Genomic DNA, 14,742 nt, shown 5'->3' on the forward strand with positions numbered 1-14,742 from the left:
CCTGTTCCTTATCGCTGTAAACTGGAACAGATGCTGGAGTACGAGATCTCTCCCTCTGATGCCGCTCAACTCCTTCGCAACCGCGAAGCCCGACTCATCGACGTTCGCGAGCCGTTGGAGTTCCAGACCGCCCGCATCGAGGGCAGCGTCCTCATGCCCATGGGAGACGTGCCCGCGCGTGCTCACCAGGAACTCGATCCTGATGAGCGCCTCGTCGTGCTCTGCCATCACGGCCAGCGCTCTCTCAACGTGACCGTGTGGTTGCGCAACCAGGGATTCGAAAATGCGCAGTCTCTCCACGGTGGCATTGACGCCTGGTCCTCCGAGATTGATCCAGCCATAAGCCGCTACTAGCGCAAATGGATGACGCTGTACTTCCATTCGGCTTCGTCTCTGTCTTCATTTCCGCCCTTCCCGCTCGGGAACTCCGCCGTTCGCAAGTCGATCCAACCTGCTCACGCCATCTCGAATCGAGCCGATAAGCACACACAGAGTATTCCCGGAAGTGTGCCATGATCTCTATTCGCAAGTATCTCGATCGTTCTCTCGACCCTGAACCGGTCCCTGAGCCCGCATCGCCAACAGCCTCGGCGCCACAACCTGACCCGCCTAAACCCCGCAACCGCCGCACGCCTTCCGACGTGCTTTCCCTCTGTCTTGACGCGTATCGCTCCGTCCTCTCCGACATGGGACGATGCGGCGTAGACGCCTGCGCGGCAACGGGCCCTGCGCTCGAGACCAGCCTGTTGCAAGCTGTCGATAGTCTGGGCGTGACTCCCACTCCCGACACCCTCGCAGCCACCAGCGAGAACATACGCAAACAACTGCTCGATTGGGGCCGCTGCACCGCAAGGCATTATCAGCAGAAAGCCGGCGAGGTCAAAGGCATGCTCCTGGCCATGGCCCGCACCGCTGAATCGGTCGGCAACCGTGACCGGAGATGCTCGCAGCAGTTGAATGCCGTCACCACCCAATTGCGCCGCATAGCTACCCTAGAAGACATCACTGCCATGCGCGGCGCCATCGAGAGGAGCGCCGCGGAGCTCAAAAGCTCCATCGAGCGCATGAACGAGGAAGGCCGCGCCACCCTGGGCGAGATGCAGACCCGCGTAGCAACCTTCCAGGCAAAACTTGAAGAGGCCGAGCAGGCTGCCTCCTGCGACACACTCACTCGCCTGCGCAGCCGCCTCTGCATTGAAGGCCAATTGGAACAGCGCGTAGCCGCGGGCCAAAAATTCTGCGTCGCCATCCTCGATATCAACGGCTTCAAGCAGGTCAATGACACTTACGGCCACGTCCTCGGTGACGAACTGCTCAAACACTTCGCGACAGAACTGCGCTCCGCCTGCCGATCGTCCGATGTCGTCGGCCGCTGGGGCGGTGATGAATTCATCGTCCTGCTGGACTGCGGCATCGACCACGCGGATCCGCAACTGGAGCGCGTTGCCAAATGGGTGTGCGGCAATTATGTGGTTGAGGGAGTCGCCGGGCCCGTGAAACTCGATGTCGGCGCCTCCGTCGGGCTCGCCGAATTCAGGCCCCCGGAATCCATCGCCGAGTTGCTCGATCGCGCCGATAACGCCATGTACTCGAACAAACGCTCCCCCAAATTCACCGTCATGGCGAGCTGATATCCTCATTCGCTCGCCCTCCTGGCCGTCAGCGCGCCCCGGCATCAGCAGAGGGGCGCGCCACTTTCCCGCGCGCATAGTTCGCTCCCGCTTGATCCCAAATTGGAACTCGCCTCTCCTGGGTTCATTCCGGAATTGGGATTCACCTTTTCCAATTGAATACCTTGAGCTGCACTCACGTTTGCGCCAGAGTGGAAGGGTCCCCTGATTGCCACATTAGCTTTCGCTAATCGTTGTGATCGGAAACTGGACAACCTACTGCATGGTTCCGCATTGCCGGTGCACTTGACCGCAGACACTTTCTCGAAGGCGGCCCGGCGATGGGAAGGGATTCTAATGAGACTGTTAATTGCCGAAGATGATCGAGCGCTGGGATTGTTCCTGACCCGTGGACTTGAAGCAGACGGACATCGCGTGCGCGTCGTAACCGATGGAGGCGCGGCCGCAGACGCATTCCGTCAGGACCTGCCTGACCTCACCATCCTCGATCTCAGTCTTCCCGTCAAAGACGGCGAACAGGTTCTCGAAGAGATGCGCGCCGTCGAACCCGATTTGCCCGTGCTCATCCTCACCGGCCGCCAGGAAGTGGAAACCCGCGTGCGTTGTCTCGATCTCGGAGCCGACGATCTGATGACAAAGCCATTCAGCCTCCATGAGCTCCGCGCCCGCTGCCGCGCCCTGTTGCGCCGCAAGAGAGAAGCCCGTCTCCTGCTGCGGGTCGGCGATCTTGAACTCGATCGCCTGGAGCATTCAGCCCGGCGCAATGGCGAAATCATTACCCTGACCAACAAGGAATTCGCGCTCCTTGAGCACCTGATGCTCAACCGCGGCCAGTGTGTCTCCCGCGTCGAACTGCTCGACTCCGTCTGGCGCATGGAACCCGCACAGACCACCAATATCGTGGATGTGTACGTCAACTACCTGCGGCGCAAGCTGAAGGATCCCGCCCCCGGCCACCTCATTCGCACCGTGCGAGGCCAGGGATACCTCGTGCCCCTCGACGCCGAACTCACAGCCCTCGTGCAACCCGCGCTGAAGCCGGCCATCGAGCCCGTCCGGCCCGTGATGCAAGTTCACTGATCAGATCCGTTTATTTCGATCTCAACGCCAGGAGAATCTCGTGCCTTTACCTTTGCCTATCGCTAAATTCGTTTCTCCGGTTGCTCCACGCATCCGGCCACGCACTGCCATCCTGGCCAGCGCCGACGCAAGTTTCCGTCAGCGCCTGCAGCAGCGCCTTACCGGCCTGCGCTGGCAGGTGCGCGAGGCAGAAAGCGGCGCCCAGGCGTGGGGTGAGGCCGAGTTATCAACTCCTGAAGCCGTCATCATCGACTCCTGGCTGCCTGACCTCGACGTGACGGAATTTCTGCGCGACTTCCGCGGCTCCTTCCCGCGCGTCGATGTGATCTCCTCCGACGGCGCCACTGCGAGCGACGGTCCACGCAGTCCCTATCGCCAGGAGCTGCTGTACGCCATGCGCATCTCGCAGGACACCGACACGGCGGCGTGGAACACTGCCTGCGACCTCGATGACACGCAGCCCGTCGTGTCAGCCAACATCAAGAAGCCGCCTGCCACTGTGCTTCCCGATTTGATGGCCCCGATTGCCCTTGACACCGTCGAACCGGCCCTCAGCGCCGGGCCCGTATTAGTTCCATCTGCCCCGACCGTGCGCAAGGAACCGGCGCTCATTGAGCGCCTGCCGGAGCTCATCGGCAACGCACCCTGCATGCTTGAGATCAGCCGCCGCATCCGCCTTGTCGCGCCGCGCTCCACTCCCGTTCTGATCGAGGGCCCCACCGGTTCAGGCAAGGAGTTGGTAGCTGAAGCTCTGCATCGACTCTCCACACGCAGTCGCAAGCCCTTTGTAGCCATCAACTGCGCCGCTATTCCTGAAGCGTTGCTTGAAGCTGAGCTCTTCGGCCACACTCGTGGCGCTTTTACCGGCGCGGTGCACGGCAGAATGGGTCGCATCGAAGCTGCGGACGGTGGCACTTTGTTCCTGGATGAAATTGGCGAAATGCCGCTCGCGCTTCAATCCAAGCTGCTGCGCTTTGTGGAGTGTGGCGAACTGCAGCGCGTCGGCGACAACGAGACCGTCAAAGTCGACGTCCGCATCATTGCCGCTACGCATCGTCCGCTCGCCAAGCACACCACCGAGGGGACCTTCCGCTCCGACCTTTATTACCGCCTCGCCGTGTTCCTGATCCGCACCCCGGCACTCGGCGACCATCCTGAAGATCTACCTCTGCTCGTCGGCCACTTCATTGAGCAGATGGGCCGCACCCAGCCGGTCAAGCGTATCGATGTCAATGCCATGGCGCGGCTCAAGGAACATACCTGGCCCGGCAACGTGCGTGAACTGGAGCACGTGCTCGAGCGCGCCGCCATTCTCGCCGGAGACAGCGTCGAGATTACAGCGGACGAGATCGACTTTGGCATGCCGGTGAACTGAGAATCTTATGCGCATTGAAAGCACCATGAGCGATCAGCTGGTCCGGTACCTCGACCTGGTCACCGGCCAGGCCAAGCTGACAGCCCAGAACATGGCGAATGTCGACACACCCGGATATCACGCCCTCGGCATCGAGTTTGAAACCGAGATGCAGAGCGCGCTCCACCATGCGGCCGCAGGCCAAGACGCGCAGCCAGTGCATGTCAGGTTCGAGGACGGACTGGTTGCGCGCCCTGACGGAAACAATGTCTCGATGGACCGCGAAAGCCTCAACCTCGCTGAACAGCAGTTGAAGTACCGCACCGGCATCGCCCTGCTCAAGCAGCAATACCAGATGACCATGGACGCAATTCGCGCCGACAGCGGCAAGTGAGCCATCGGCCGGGGAGCACCCGCGGGAGGGCATATGAATCTCTTTGGATTGATGGAAACATCCGGCAGCGCCATGCAGGCCGAGCGCATGCGCGCCGAAGTCGTCGCAGCCAATATGGCGAACGCAGAAACTACGCGCACTGAAGATGGCGGTCCCTACCACCGCCAGCACGTGATCTTCGCGGCCAATGCCAGTCCCGCTTCCTTCGCGAATGTGCTTGGCGATGCTGCCAGCAACACATCGTCGCTTAGCTTTCTGCCCCTTCCAACCGCAGCCGGCCAGGCGCCCGGTGGTGTGCGCGTTACCGCGGTCGTGGCCGATCCTGGGCAGCCGCTCAAGCGCTACGATCCCGGTCATCCCGATGCCGGTCCCGACGGGTATGTCTCGTATCCAGACATTAACCCGCTCACAGAAATGGTCGATCTCATGGGCGCAACCCGTGCCTATGGATTAAACGGTTCAGCCGTGCAGGCCGAGAAGGGCATGATCTCCGCCGCCCTGGACATCGCCAAGGGCTGAACGCAGCCCCGCGAAAGAACGGATCGGAAGGGAAGGAAATCCATGGCAGCCAGCATCTCCGCAATCTCCAGCCTCGCCAGTTCCGGCGCCGCAGGGCTTGCCACAACCTCCCCGGCAACCGCCAAACCCGCCGCACCCTTTTCCGATCTCATCAAGGATGCCGTAGGCGAGGTCGATTCTCTGCAGGCGCAGGCACAATCCGCGGTGACCGGTTTGATGACCGGAAACGGCGTCGATGTGCATACCGCAATGATTGCAACCCAGAAGGCGAGCATGGCGTTTGAGCTCTCCCTCGCCGTACGCAATAAGGCAGTGCAGGCATACCAGCAGGTCATGGGCATGCAGTTCTGACGCATGCCGCAGGCAGGCTGACCACACCACCATCCACCAGAGGTAACACAGGATACGGGAATCATGGCGACGGAGACACAGTTGCAGAAGAGCGCGCCGGCAATTCCCGGCAGTGTCCCGCTCGGCGCGGGGCTCGGCGCCGTGTGGACCCGCGCGCGCATCTTCTGGGCGGGGCTCCAGCCGCGTCAGCGCACCTGGGCCGGAGTAACCTTCCTGCTGCTTGCCGCCGCCGCATCCTTTCTGCTTTGGTACGCTCTGCGCACGGACTGGCGCGTCCTCTACGCCGACCTTGATCCCGCCGACGCACGCCAGGTCACCCAGGACCTGACCGCCGCGCAGATCCCCTTCGACGTCGCCGACATCGGCGGCGTCATTCGAGTTCCCGCTCCGCAACTCGATAAAGCGCGCCTCGCCACATCCGCCAAAGGCGGCATCAAGAGCGGCCGCATGGGCTTTGAGCTCTTCGACAAGCCCAACTGGGTTGGCTCCGAGTTCGACGAGCAGGTCAACTATCAGCGCGCCCTTGAAGGCGAGCTCGAGCACACCGTCGGGTCGCTTGCCGATGTCGAGTCTGCGCGTGTGCATCTGGTCATGGCACATGACTCGCTCTTTCGCGAGCAGGAGCGCCCCGCCAAGGCGTCCGTGGTTTTGAAGCTTCGCCATCGCAGCCTCACCGACGGCGAACCGGAAGCCATCCGCAATCTCGTCGCCGCCGCGGTCGACGGCCTCACGCCGGATCGCGTGGTCCTCGTCGATGCTGCCGGTCATCTGCCGCTGGGGCCCAAAACCGCCGATGCACTGCGCCTCACCGCCGAGCAGGCGCTCGAAGAGAAGCTCGTCGCCACCCTCGAGCCAGTCACCGGCGCCGGAAATGTCCGCGCCTCCGTCACCCTGGACTACGATCCCACTGCCGCCGAGCAGACCGAAGAAACCTACGATCCGGATCAGACCGTGACGCTTTCCATGCAACGCACCGAGCAAACCACCGGCCCTCAGCCAGTGGCCACGGGCGTACCCGGCACGGCTTCCAATGCGCCGAATTCGCAGTCCCTTCCTGTCTATCCCCACGAGACCACACCGCCGCAATCCGCCAAATCTGAAGCCAGCACCTACGGCGTGTCCAAATCCGTTCGCCACACCACGGAGGCTCCCGGCCGCGTCCGCCGCCTTACAGCGGCTATCGTTGTCAACGATCGCCAGGTGCAGGCCGCCACCGCGAAGAAGGCCCCCGTCTGGCAGCCGCGTTCCTCTGACGAACTTCGCAATCTCACCGCCCTGGCCCAGGCTGCCATCGGCTTCGATACGCAGCGCGGAGACATGCTCACTGTGCAGGATCTTGCCTTTGACGACAACCGCGGCCCCGAGCCCATTTCGCCCGTCAATCGCGCATTGAAGCAAGCCGAGGATTCCCCTGTTCTGCTTCGTTACGGCGCGATGCTTCTCGGACTGATTTTGTTGATGACCTTCGGCGTGCGCCCAGCCATGAAGCGAGTTATTGCAACGGAAGCAAAACCCGCCAACCGCGCCAAACCGGCACAACTCTCCGCCGCCGCACAGGCCAAACCAGCACTCGCACCGCCTGCGGCGCCCCCCTTGGATGCGGAGCGGCTTCGCGCGCAGGAGATCCTCGAACAGGTGTCGGGGGCAGTCAAGAAGCAGCCGGCGCAGAGTTCTCGTCTCCTGCAGAGCTGGATTCATTCCGATTGATCCATTCCGGCTGACCGCGCGTACGCGATGTTTTTAGTTGCAGATTGATTTGGAGCGACCCTTGGCTGATCAACTCGAAACCTTTGGCGGAAGCGGGCGGCGGTCCACGACGATGATGAGCGGCTTGCGCAAGGCCGCCATCCTTCTTGTGGCCCTTGGAGAGGAAACCGCTAAAGAAATTCTGCGTTCTCTCGCCGAGCCCGACGTGCAATTGCTCACCGAAGAACTGGCCGAACTGCGCAACGTGCCGCCAGAGCTTTCCTCGGCCGTAATCGAGGAGTTCTGGGAAGTGATGGAGACGCAGAGCTTCATGGTCCAGGGCGGCCTTGACTATGCCAACCGTCTGCTCACTGAGACCTTCGGCAAGGAACGCGCTCAGGACCTTATGACAATGGTTCGCCGCTCGCAAGAGGCGGCGCAGGGCAATCTTGCCAAGCTCCAGCGCACGGATCCGCAGCAGCTCGGAAAGCTTTTGGACGCCGAGCACCCGCAGACCATCGCGCTGGTGCTCGCCCATCTTGATCCGCGGCGTGCCTCCCAGGTGGTCGACAATCTCAGCGAAGAGCACAAGGTGGTCAGCCTGCAACGCCTGGCTGAGATGCGTCAGTTCTCCCCGGAGATGGCTCAGAAGGTGGCGCACAGCCTGCACCGCCGGCTTGAAAGCATGGGCGACACGCAGCGCCAGAACTACTCCGGCTTCAAAGCCGTCGCCGACCTCCTCAACCGGCTCAACGCGGACGAAGCCAAGCACATTCTCGAAGTCGTCGAGAACCGCGATCCCGCGCTTGCCCTCAACATTCGCAACCTGATGTTCACCTTCGACGACCTGATGACCGTTCCCCCGGCAACCATCCGCGAAATCGTGAGCGGTGTCGATAAGCGTCAGCTCGCCCTGGCGCTGCGCGGCGCGAAAGAAGAATTGCGCGCCACCATCTTCAAGTCGATGAGTTCCCGCGCCGTGGAAATGCTGAAGGAAGACATGGAAGTGCTGGGACCGGTGCGCGCCCGCGAGGTCACGCAATCACAACAGGAAATCCTCAACCTGGCACGCCGCCTTGAGGCTGAAGGCAAAGTCATTCTCAAACTCGAAACCGGCGACGAGATGCTGGCCTGATCCTCTGGCCGAAAGGGAAACGGTGCAAACAGAGAGACTTAACGGGCGAGCGGCAGACACGATGGCCGTCGAGGCTTATGGCTACGCGCTGGAAGCGCCATTGCCTGCCTCCTGTGACGAGTGGCGTCTTGCCGAACTCGATGCCGCCGGCGCTCCCATCCAGCCTGCGGCCAACCCCGCAGGCACCCCCGCGGTTCTGGAAGTCGACTGGCAGAGCATGCTCGAAGAGCAGACCCGCCAAAGCTGCGAGGCGGGTCGCAACCGCGGCATCGAAGAAGGCCGGGCCGCCGAACGCGAGGCGCAACAGCGCGCGCACGCCGCGGCGCTTCAGCGCCTTGCCTCAGGACTCGCGGACCTGCTCGGCGACTTCGCCGCGGAGCGCAAACAGTATTTCGAACGCGTGGAGCAGGAGGTCGCCCGCCTTGCGCTTGCTCTTGCCGCGCGCATCTTGCGCCGCGAAGCCCAGGTTGACCCCCTTCTGCTGCTGGGCGCAGTGCGAGTGGCGCTCGGGCAGTTATCTGCCTCCACCGCGATTCGGCTGCGCGTCCCATCAGCCGATGCAGAACTGTGGAACGGCGCCGTCGCGCTTATTCCTCATCGCGACCTTAAACCTGAAGTTATCGCTGACCAGCACCTTCTCCTCGGCGATTGTCTTCTCGAAAGCGAGCTTGGGTCAGCTGACCTCGGCGTACGCGCGCAGATTGCCGAGATTGAACGCAGCTTCTTCGATGGTGCCACGCATTCACCCTCTCAACCAGTCACCGCGGAGCATTCATGACACCCCTCCTGGGCCACTACTTCTCCAGGCTTCAACAGCAGCAGCCGTGGCGCTGGACCGGGCACGTGCTTGAGGCCGTCGGCCAGACCATCGAATCCGCCGGCCCGCTCGCCTCGGTCGGCGAGTGTTGCGAAATCATCGACCAGGCCGGCCATACTCATCGCGGCGAGGTCATCGGCTTCCGCGGCTCCAACCTCCTCTCCATGCCGCTCGAGTCCTGCGAAGGCATTCGCTACGGTGATCGCGTCGCTGCCACAGGTCTCCACTCGCAGATCGGAATTGGGCCCGAGATCGCAGGCCGCGTCTTGAACGCCCTCGGCGAACCCCTCGATGCATACGACCCTCTGCGTGTCAGCTCCTACATGCCGCTGGAAGGGACCGTACGTGCGCCGCTCGATCGCGTGCCCATCCGCACTCCGCTCGGCACCGGCATCCGTGCCATCGATGGACTGCTCACCGTCGGCCGTGGTCAGCGCGTGGGTATCTTCGGCGGCTCCGGCGTAGGCAAAAGCACGCTGGTCGGCATGATGACGCGCAACACCGAGGCCGACATCACCGTTGTGGGCCTGGTCGGCGAACGTGGCCGCGAAGTGGGCGAATTTCTGGAAGACTCCCTCGGCGAAGAAGGCCTCGCGCGTTCGGTCGTCATCGTCTCCACCTCTGACCAGTCGCCTCTCCTTCGCATGAGGGCCGCACTCACCGCCACCACCGTGGCGGAGTACTTCGCCGCCCAGGGCAAACACGTGCTCCTGGTTCTCGATTCGCTGACCCGCTTCGCCATGGCGGCCCGCGAAATCGGTCTGGCCGCGGGCGAGCCGCCCACCGCCAAGGGCTACACTCCCTCGGTCTTCACGCGCCTGGCGCGCCTGGTCGAAAGAGCCGGCGAATTCCGCACGGGCTCCATCACTGCCTTCTATTCCGTGCTGATGGAAGGCGACGATCAGCAGGACCCGCTCGTCGATGCAGTACGCTCTCTGCTGGACGGGCATGTGATGCTGTCGAGGGCCCTGGCTGCCGAAGGCTGGTATCCGCCTATTCACATCCTCGATTCCATCAGCCGCTTGATGTCTGCCGTGGCCGCGCCGCAACATCGCGACCAGGCCGCTCTGCTACGCCGCCTCATGGCCGTTTACGCGCGCTCTGAAGATCTGGTCCGCATCGGCGCGTACAAGCCGGGAGCCGACCCCGACCTCGATCGTGCCTTGCGCGCGCGCGGGCCTCTGCGCGCATTCCTCACTCAGCACGCCAAAGATCAAGTCTCCTTCTCCGACACCGCCACACGCCTGGCCCGTCTGGCCTCCGAGATTTAAGGGTGCCCGTCTCGGAAGCCATTCAGCGCCTTCTGAACCTGCGCGCTCTTGAAGAGGAGCAGCACAAGCTCGCCCTCGAATCTGCACTGGGAGAACTGCGCCGCATCGAGAATGCGCTGCATGTCACGCGCATGCGCGAGCGCTCAGGCAAAGAACATCTCGCCGCCGCGGCACAGTCCCACGATTTTACCGATCGTATCGCCGGCCTGATTGAGTGTGAATCCGCACACCGGAATGCGCACATCCTTGAGATTCGGCTCACGGAGAAAGATCGTGAGGCGGCCGAGCTGCGCCTGCGTTACCTCTACAAGCGCACGGAACGGCGGCAGGTGGAAACCATCATCCGGGAGGCCGAGACCGTCGGAGCCGTCGAGGGCGTGCGGCGCGATCAACAACGCATGGACGATTGGTTCAGTACGCGCCGCCATGCCGCCAAAACCCATCGACCGGTTGCCGAAAAGCCTGAGATGAAAAGCCACAAAGAATCGGGCGCGGTTCCTGAAGAGGAACTCAGGTCCAAACTGTAACAACTCTCTAACCACGATCCCCGCGAGTTTGGCACAGCATCTGCTCCTATCCTCGCTGTGAACGCAACGGCACTCACGGACTTCGGCGCAGGCGCGGCAGCAAGCTGCGTCAGCTTCAACGCGACAGGCTCCGCCGGGCCCGATGCCCGCGGGATCGCACAAGAGGGCACCACCACCGACTTCCGCACAAACTGGCAGCAGACTATGGCACAGCTAGAGCCGGAGTCGCAGCGTGCGCTCCGCCCCCCGACCTCCGCAGAAGCGCCTGTCGAGCAACGCAGCAAGGCGGACAGAACTGATCCCGACGAATCGTCGCAGGGTGTTCAACTCATGCGCCGGTTGGCAGGCTCGTCTGCTCACGCCAACGCAATGAACACACCCACGGGCACACTCAAGATCGCTTGCGTGGGCAAAAGCTCCGCTGACACTCATCGCCCGCACTGGACCGCCGCTTCGAGCGTACAAACACCGAAAGCACCGGCGTCCGACTCCCAGAGTTCGCCACTGGTCGCAACGGCTATAACGCCCGCCCCCCTCGACCCGCAAAACAAGCAATCTGACCTGTCCATTCAACCGTCCACCTTCACACAACAAGCACGCGATGCCGCAGGCTGCGGTCTGGACCAGGCGCCGTCTGGACTGACCCAGGCCGCTTCCGCGAATCCTGACGAGATGGCCAGTTCGCCATCGCGGGGCCACGTGCATAGGAACGAAGAAGCCGGCACCACCGCAACACGGACTTCGAGCCATTCGTCCCACCCGGACCGATCCACCCCTGCCCTCGAACCTGTGCCGACGAATGCTCCCAGCAGCGCCGATGTTCTTTCGGCGCGTTCTCGCTCCGCTGCATCGATCGATCAGCCTCTCACGTCTCCGCGCCCGCTCAACGCGGCGAGCCTGGGCTCATCACTCGCCGAGGGCAAGAAGGAACAGTCTGCAGCCGCCGAACTCTCCCCGCAAGTTGCCCACGTTGCCGCCGATCCTGCCGGTCAGGCTGTTTCATCCAGAATGCCCGCAACTCAAGAGCAAGATAACCTCAAAGACTCTTCGCGCTCGAGCTTCAACAGCAGCAGCGCCTCCGCATCCCCACACACCTCCAAAACCGGAGCAGCGCCACAATCTTCGGTGCCCGCTTCGCATCCCGCGCTCGCCACGCATGCCGTGGCGCCCACCAATTCTCAGCTCCCGGTTTTCGAAAGTCCTCAGATCCAGTTCAATAGCGCCGCGGATTCTCGCGGCCGCGCGGAGATGCCGGCCCAAACACCCGCGCCTGATACCTTCGCCGCGCTGGATTCTCCCGGCACCATGCCGCCCACAACGTGGCTCCATGGCGGCCCCCGCCATGCTGAAGCCGGCTACTTCGATCCATCGCTGGGCTGGGTGGGCGTGCGTGCTGAAACCGCCGGCGCCGCCGTCCACGCCTACGTCGTCACCGCGTCGGCAGAGGCCGCGCGTACCCTTGACACGCAGCTGGCCGGCCTGAACTCCTTCGTCGCGGAGCAACACGGCCAGTCCTCCACCATCAGCCTCGCCGCCCCCGAGCTGCAGCAGTTCTCAGGCCCGTCTCATTCAGGGCAGGGAAGTGCGCAGCAGCAGGGAGACGACCGGCAGAATCACGCACCGGCCGCCGCTCCACTCCCGCCGGGCATCACGCCAACCCAAGCATCCTCCGAGGTACAAACGCCCTACACCCGCTCCGGATCTCACATTTCCGTCGTCGCATGAGAAAGCCCGAACCGGGTGGAGAAACCGATGCCGTAACCAATGCTCGAACCGAACAAGGAGAAGCAATGACATCCATCTCAACCCCCTGGAACCCCGCCACGTCGCAGCCCGCATCCGCCATCACGCTCCGGCCGGCGGCCGCTTCCAGCGGCAGTTCCAGCAGCAACTCGAGTCAGGACAGTTCCTCTTCGACCATCACAGCCAACGACTTCCTCACCCTGCTCGTCACCGAGATGAAGAATCAGGATCCCACTTCCACGACCGATCCCAATGAGTACATCAACCAACTCGTCAACGTGAACAGCCTGCAGCAGCTCATCCAGATCAACCAGACGCTGGGGGATGCGATTTACCCCGTGTCCACCGCGTCTACAACTTCACAAGCGACCGTCGATGCGGTTCCATCCGATTCTGCCTCTACCCCGCAGACAACCGCGGCCCCCGGTGTTGCCCACTTGCCTCCGTCCGCACCCGGCAACCTTGGCGTTCCTGCTGGCAACCCCGCTGCCTCGCGCATTGCTCAGGCGCTCACTGGGAGAGCCCTCTGAATCAGCCATTCCAAATTGCCAGGTTGCTGGCCTGAAACCAAATCCGAATCAACTGGAGAGGAAAACCTTCCATGCCAAGTTTCTTTATTCCGCTCACCGGCCTGAATGCCGATTCGCAGGCCCTCAATACCATCGCCAACAACCTGGCCAACATGAACACCACCGGATTCAAAGCGCGGGCCGCGCATTTCGCTGACCTGTTCTATCAGCACATCGGGTCCACGGGAATTGGCGATCCCATTCAGGTCGGCGCCGGCACCCAGATCTCCTCCATCACTACCGATTTCTCGGACGGCTCTTCCAATTACACCGGCCTTTCGACCGATGTGGCCCTGCAAGGAAACGGTTTTTTCGTCGTCAGTGATGGCGCCAGCCAGTACCTTACCCGCGCTGGCGATTTCTCTCTCGATTCCACCGGCAATCTCGTCACATCGAACGGCCTCCGCGTCATGGGTTATCCGTCGGTTAACGGTGTCGTCAATACCAACACCTCTCTCGTTCCCATCAACATTCCGGAGAGCCAGATCCTTTCACCCAAGGCGACTTCTTCTTTCGGCATGACCGCTAACCTCGACTCCTCCACTGCGGCCAGCTCTACATTTCCCGCCACCGTCAACATCTACGATTCGCTGGGCCAGTCCCATACCGCCACCGTGACCTACACAGCCAACGGCAGCGGCCAGTGGAAATACTCCATCGCTCTCCCCGCCTCTGACACCACCGCGGCGCAGACCGTCACCGGTACCATGTCCTTCGACAAGAATGGCAATCTCACCACCATCCAGCCCACCGGCGCCGCCAGTGCCTCCACGGTCGGTACCGCCAGCGGCGATGTCTCTTCCATCCCCGTCGCGTTCAGCGGACTCTCCAACGGCGCCGCCAATCTCACGATGAACTGGAATCTGCTCGGCACCGGCAGCACACCCACCATCAGCCAGGTGGACTCCAAGTCCGCAGTCGGCGCCACCGCCCAGGACGGCTACACCAGCGGCACCTACAAAGAGTTCACAGTGGGTTCCGACGGCACCGTTACCGTCACCTTCTCGAATCAGCAGAAGATCAACGTAGGACAGGTCGCGCTGGGCGACGTCGCCAACCAGCAGGGCCTCGAGGCAATCGGAGATGGCAATTACGCGGCTACCCTTGCGAGCGGCACCATGACCATCGGCGCCTCCGGCACGGCCGGCCTCGGCAGCATGGAGGATGCGGCACTGGAAGGTTCCAACGTCAACATCTCCACCGAGTTCGCCAACCTCATCATCGCCCAGCGCGCCTTCGAAGCAAACTCCAAGTCCGTAACCACCTTTGACACCATCACCCAGGAAACCATTCAGATGATCCACTAAGCACATCTTGGGTGGGGTAGACTGCCTACCCCATCCAGCCTCCGGCGGCGAAGCCGCGTTTAGCCCACCGCAGGTGGCCGCGTTTAGCCCACCGCAGGTGGCCGCAGTTGGCCCATCCCAAGGTTCTTCGCAATGGGCGTCACTGCGTTCAGGATGTGAGGCCACAAACCCATCCAGCCTCTGGCGGCGAAGCCGCGTTTAGCCCCACCGCAGGTGGCCGCGTTTAGTCCCACCGCAGGTGGCCGCGTGCGGCCCATCCCAAGGTTCTTCGCAAGGGGCGTCACTGCGTTCAGGATGCGAGGCCACAAAGCCATTCAGCCTCTGGCGGCGAAGCCGCGTTTAGCCCCACCGCAGGTGG

16 protein-coding genes are annotated in these 14,742 nt (G+C 62.6%); 15 read left to right on the forward strand and 1 reads right to left on the reverse strand.

Annotated elements, in window-relative coordinates; all coding sequences use genetic code 11:
- Positions 1-30 precede the first annotated feature (30 nt).
- The 15 genes from VGL22_RS04480 (at position 31) to VGL22_RS04550 (ending at position 14,384) form a co-directional block, all read left to right on the forward strand.
- Positions 31-354: a rhodanese-like domain-containing protein gene (locus tag VGL22_RS04480; protein WP_465265689.1), complete on the forward strand. Its 324-nt coding sequence runs from the start codon at positions 31-33 to the stop codon at positions 352-354.
- Positions 355-512: 158 nt separating this feature from the next.
- Positions 513-1,631, forward strand: a complete 1,119-nt coding sequence (locus VGL22_RS04485) for a GGDEF domain-containing protein (RefSeq protein WP_465265690.1) — start codon at positions 513-515, stop codon at positions 1,629-1,631.
- Positions 1,632-1,967: 336 nt separating this feature from the next.
- The gene (locus tag VGL22_RS04490) at positions 1,968-2,711 is read left to right on the forward strand and encodes a response regulator transcription factor (RefSeq protein ID WP_465265691.1); all 744 of its coding nucleotides are present in this window, start codon (positions 1,968-1,970) and stop codon (positions 2,709-2,711) included.
- A 40-nt stretch (positions 2,712-2,751) separates the two neighbouring features.
- The gene (locus VGL22_RS04495) at positions 2,752-4,086 is read left to right on the forward strand and encodes a sigma 54-interacting transcriptional regulator (protein ID WP_465265692.1); all 1,335 of its coding nucleotides are present in this window, start codon (positions 2,752-2,754) and stop codon (positions 4,084-4,086) included.
- A 7-nt stretch (positions 4,087-4,093) separates the two neighbouring features.
- Positions 4,094-4,459, forward strand: coding sequence for a flagellar basal body rod protein FlgB (gene flgB / locus VGL22_RS04500; RefSeq protein WP_465265693.1), 366 nt, complete (start codon positions 4,094-4,096; stop codon positions 4,457-4,459).
- A 33-nt stretch (positions 4,460-4,492) separates the two neighbouring features.
- Positions 4,493-4,978, forward strand: a complete 486-nt coding sequence (gene flgC, locus VGL22_RS04505; protein ID WP_465265694.1) for a flagellar basal body rod protein FlgC — start codon at positions 4,493-4,495, stop codon at positions 4,976-4,978.
- Between the two features lie 42 nt (positions 4,979-5,020).
- Positions 5,021-5,329 (forward strand): flagellar hook-basal body complex protein FliE, encoded by a 309-nt coding sequence (gene fliE / locus VGL22_RS04510; protein WP_465265695.1) that lies wholly within the window; start codon positions 5,021-5,023, stop codon positions 5,327-5,329.
- Between the two features lie 63 nt (positions 5,330-5,392).
- Positions 5,393-7,036: a flagellar basal-body MS-ring/collar protein FliF gene (gene fliF, locus VGL22_RS04515; protein ID WP_465265696.1), complete on the forward strand. Its 1,644-nt coding sequence runs from the start codon at positions 5,393-5,395 to the stop codon at positions 7,034-7,036.
- Between the two features lie 61 nt (positions 7,037-7,097).
- Positions 7,098-8,150 (forward strand): flagellar motor switch protein FliG, encoded by a 1,053-nt coding sequence (gene fliG / locus VGL22_RS04520; RefSeq protein WP_465265697.1) that lies wholly within the window; start codon positions 7,098-7,100, stop codon positions 8,148-8,150.
- A 61-nt stretch (positions 8,151-8,211) separates the two neighbouring features.
- Positions 8,212-8,928, forward strand: coding sequence for a FliH/SctL family protein (locus tag VGL22_RS04525; RefSeq protein WP_465265698.1), 717 nt, complete (start codon positions 8,212-8,214; stop codon positions 8,926-8,928).
- On the forward strand, positions 8,925-10,238 hold the full coding sequence (locus VGL22_RS04530) for a FliI/YscN family ATPase (RefSeq protein WP_465265699.1): 1,314 nt from the start codon (positions 8,925-8,927) through the stop codon (positions 10,236-10,238). Before VGL22_RS04525 ends, VGL22_RS04530 begins: the two co-directional genes overlap by 4 nt.
- 2 nt (positions 10,239-10,240) lie before the next feature.
- Entirely contained in the window at positions 10,241-10,765 is a 525-nt protein-coding gene (locus VGL22_RS04535; protein WP_465265700.1) for a hypothetical protein, read from the forward strand.
- Positions 10,766-10,822: 57 nt separating this feature from the next.
- Entirely contained in the window at positions 10,823-12,490 is a 1,668-nt protein-coding gene (locus VGL22_RS04540; protein WP_465265701.1) for a hypothetical protein, read from the forward strand.
- Between the two features lie 65 nt (positions 12,491-12,555).
- Positions 12,556-13,038 (forward strand): flagellar hook capping FlgD N-terminal domain-containing protein, encoded by a 483-nt coding sequence (locus tag VGL22_RS04545; protein ID WP_465265702.1) that lies wholly within the window; start codon positions 12,556-12,558, stop codon positions 13,036-13,038.
- Positions 13,039-13,109: 71 nt separating this feature from the next.
- Positions 13,110-14,384: a flagellar hook protein FlgE gene (locus VGL22_RS04550; RefSeq protein ID WP_465265703.1), complete on the forward strand. Its 1,275-nt coding sequence runs from the start codon at positions 13,110-13,112 to the stop codon at positions 14,382-14,384.
- A gap of 83 nt (positions 14,385-14,467) precedes the next feature.
- Here the strand turns inward: VGL22_RS04550 and VGL22_RS04555 are convergent, their stop codons facing one another.
- The gene (locus VGL22_RS04555) at positions 14,468-14,698 is read right to left on the reverse strand and encodes a hypothetical protein (protein WP_465265704.1); all 231 of its coding nucleotides are present in this window, start codon (positions 14,696-14,698) and stop codon (positions 14,468-14,470) included.
- Positions 14,699-14,742 lie beyond the last annotated feature (44 nt).

The organism is Occallatibacter sp. (assembly GCF_036502485.1).
In the GTDB taxonomy this organism is placed as follows: Bacteria; Acidobacteriota; Terriglobia; order Terriglobales; family Acidobacteriaceae; genus Telmatobacter.

Bases quoted from the DNA above. Each gene is read 5' to 3' on its own strand.
- VGL22_RS04480 (WP_465265689.1), top strand. From the start codon at position 31: ATGCTGGAGTACGAGATCTCTCCCTCTGATGCCGCTCAACTCCTTCGC.
- VGL22_RS04485 (WP_465265690.1), top strand. From the start codon at position 513: ATGATCTCTATTCGCAAGTATCTCGATCGTTCTCTCGACCCTGAACCG.
- VGL22_RS04490 (WP_465265691.1), top strand. From the start codon at position 1,968: ATGAGACTGTTAATTGCCGAAGATGATCGAGCGCTGGGATTGTTCCTG.
- flgB (WP_465265693.1), top strand. From the start codon at position 4,094: ATGCGCATTGAAAGCACCATGAGCGATCAGCTGGTCCGGTACCTCGAC.
- flgC (WP_465265694.1), top strand. From the start codon at position 4,493: ATGAATCTCTTTGGATTGATGGAAACATCCGGCAGCGCCATGCAGGCC.
- fliE (WP_465265695.1), top strand. From the start codon at position 5,021: ATGGCAGCCAGCATCTCCGCAATCTCCAGCCTCGCCAGTTCCGGCGCC.
- fliF (WP_465265696.1), top strand. From the start codon at position 5,393: ATGGCGACGGAGACACAGTTGCAGAAGAGCGCGCCGGCAATTCCCGGC.
- VGL22_RS04525 (WP_465265698.1), top strand. From the start codon at position 8,212: ATGGCCGTCGAGGCTTATGGCTACGCGCTGGAAGCGCCATTGCCTGCC.
- VGL22_RS04530 (WP_465265699.1), top strand. From the start codon at position 8,925: ATGACACCCCTCCTGGGCCACTACTTCTCCAGGCTTCAACAGCAGCAG.
- VGL22_RS04545 (WP_465265702.1), top strand. From the start codon at position 12,556: ATGACATCCATCTCAACCCCCTGGAACCCCGCCACGTCGCAGCCCGCA.
- VGL22_RS04550 (WP_465265703.1), top strand. From the start codon at position 13,110: ATGCCAAGTTTCTTTATTCCGCTCACCGGCCTGAATGCCGATTCGCAG.
- VGL22_RS04555 (WP_465265704.1), bottom strand. From the start codon at position 14,698: ATGGCTTTGTGGCCTCGCATCCTGAACGCAGTGACGCCCCTTGCGAAG.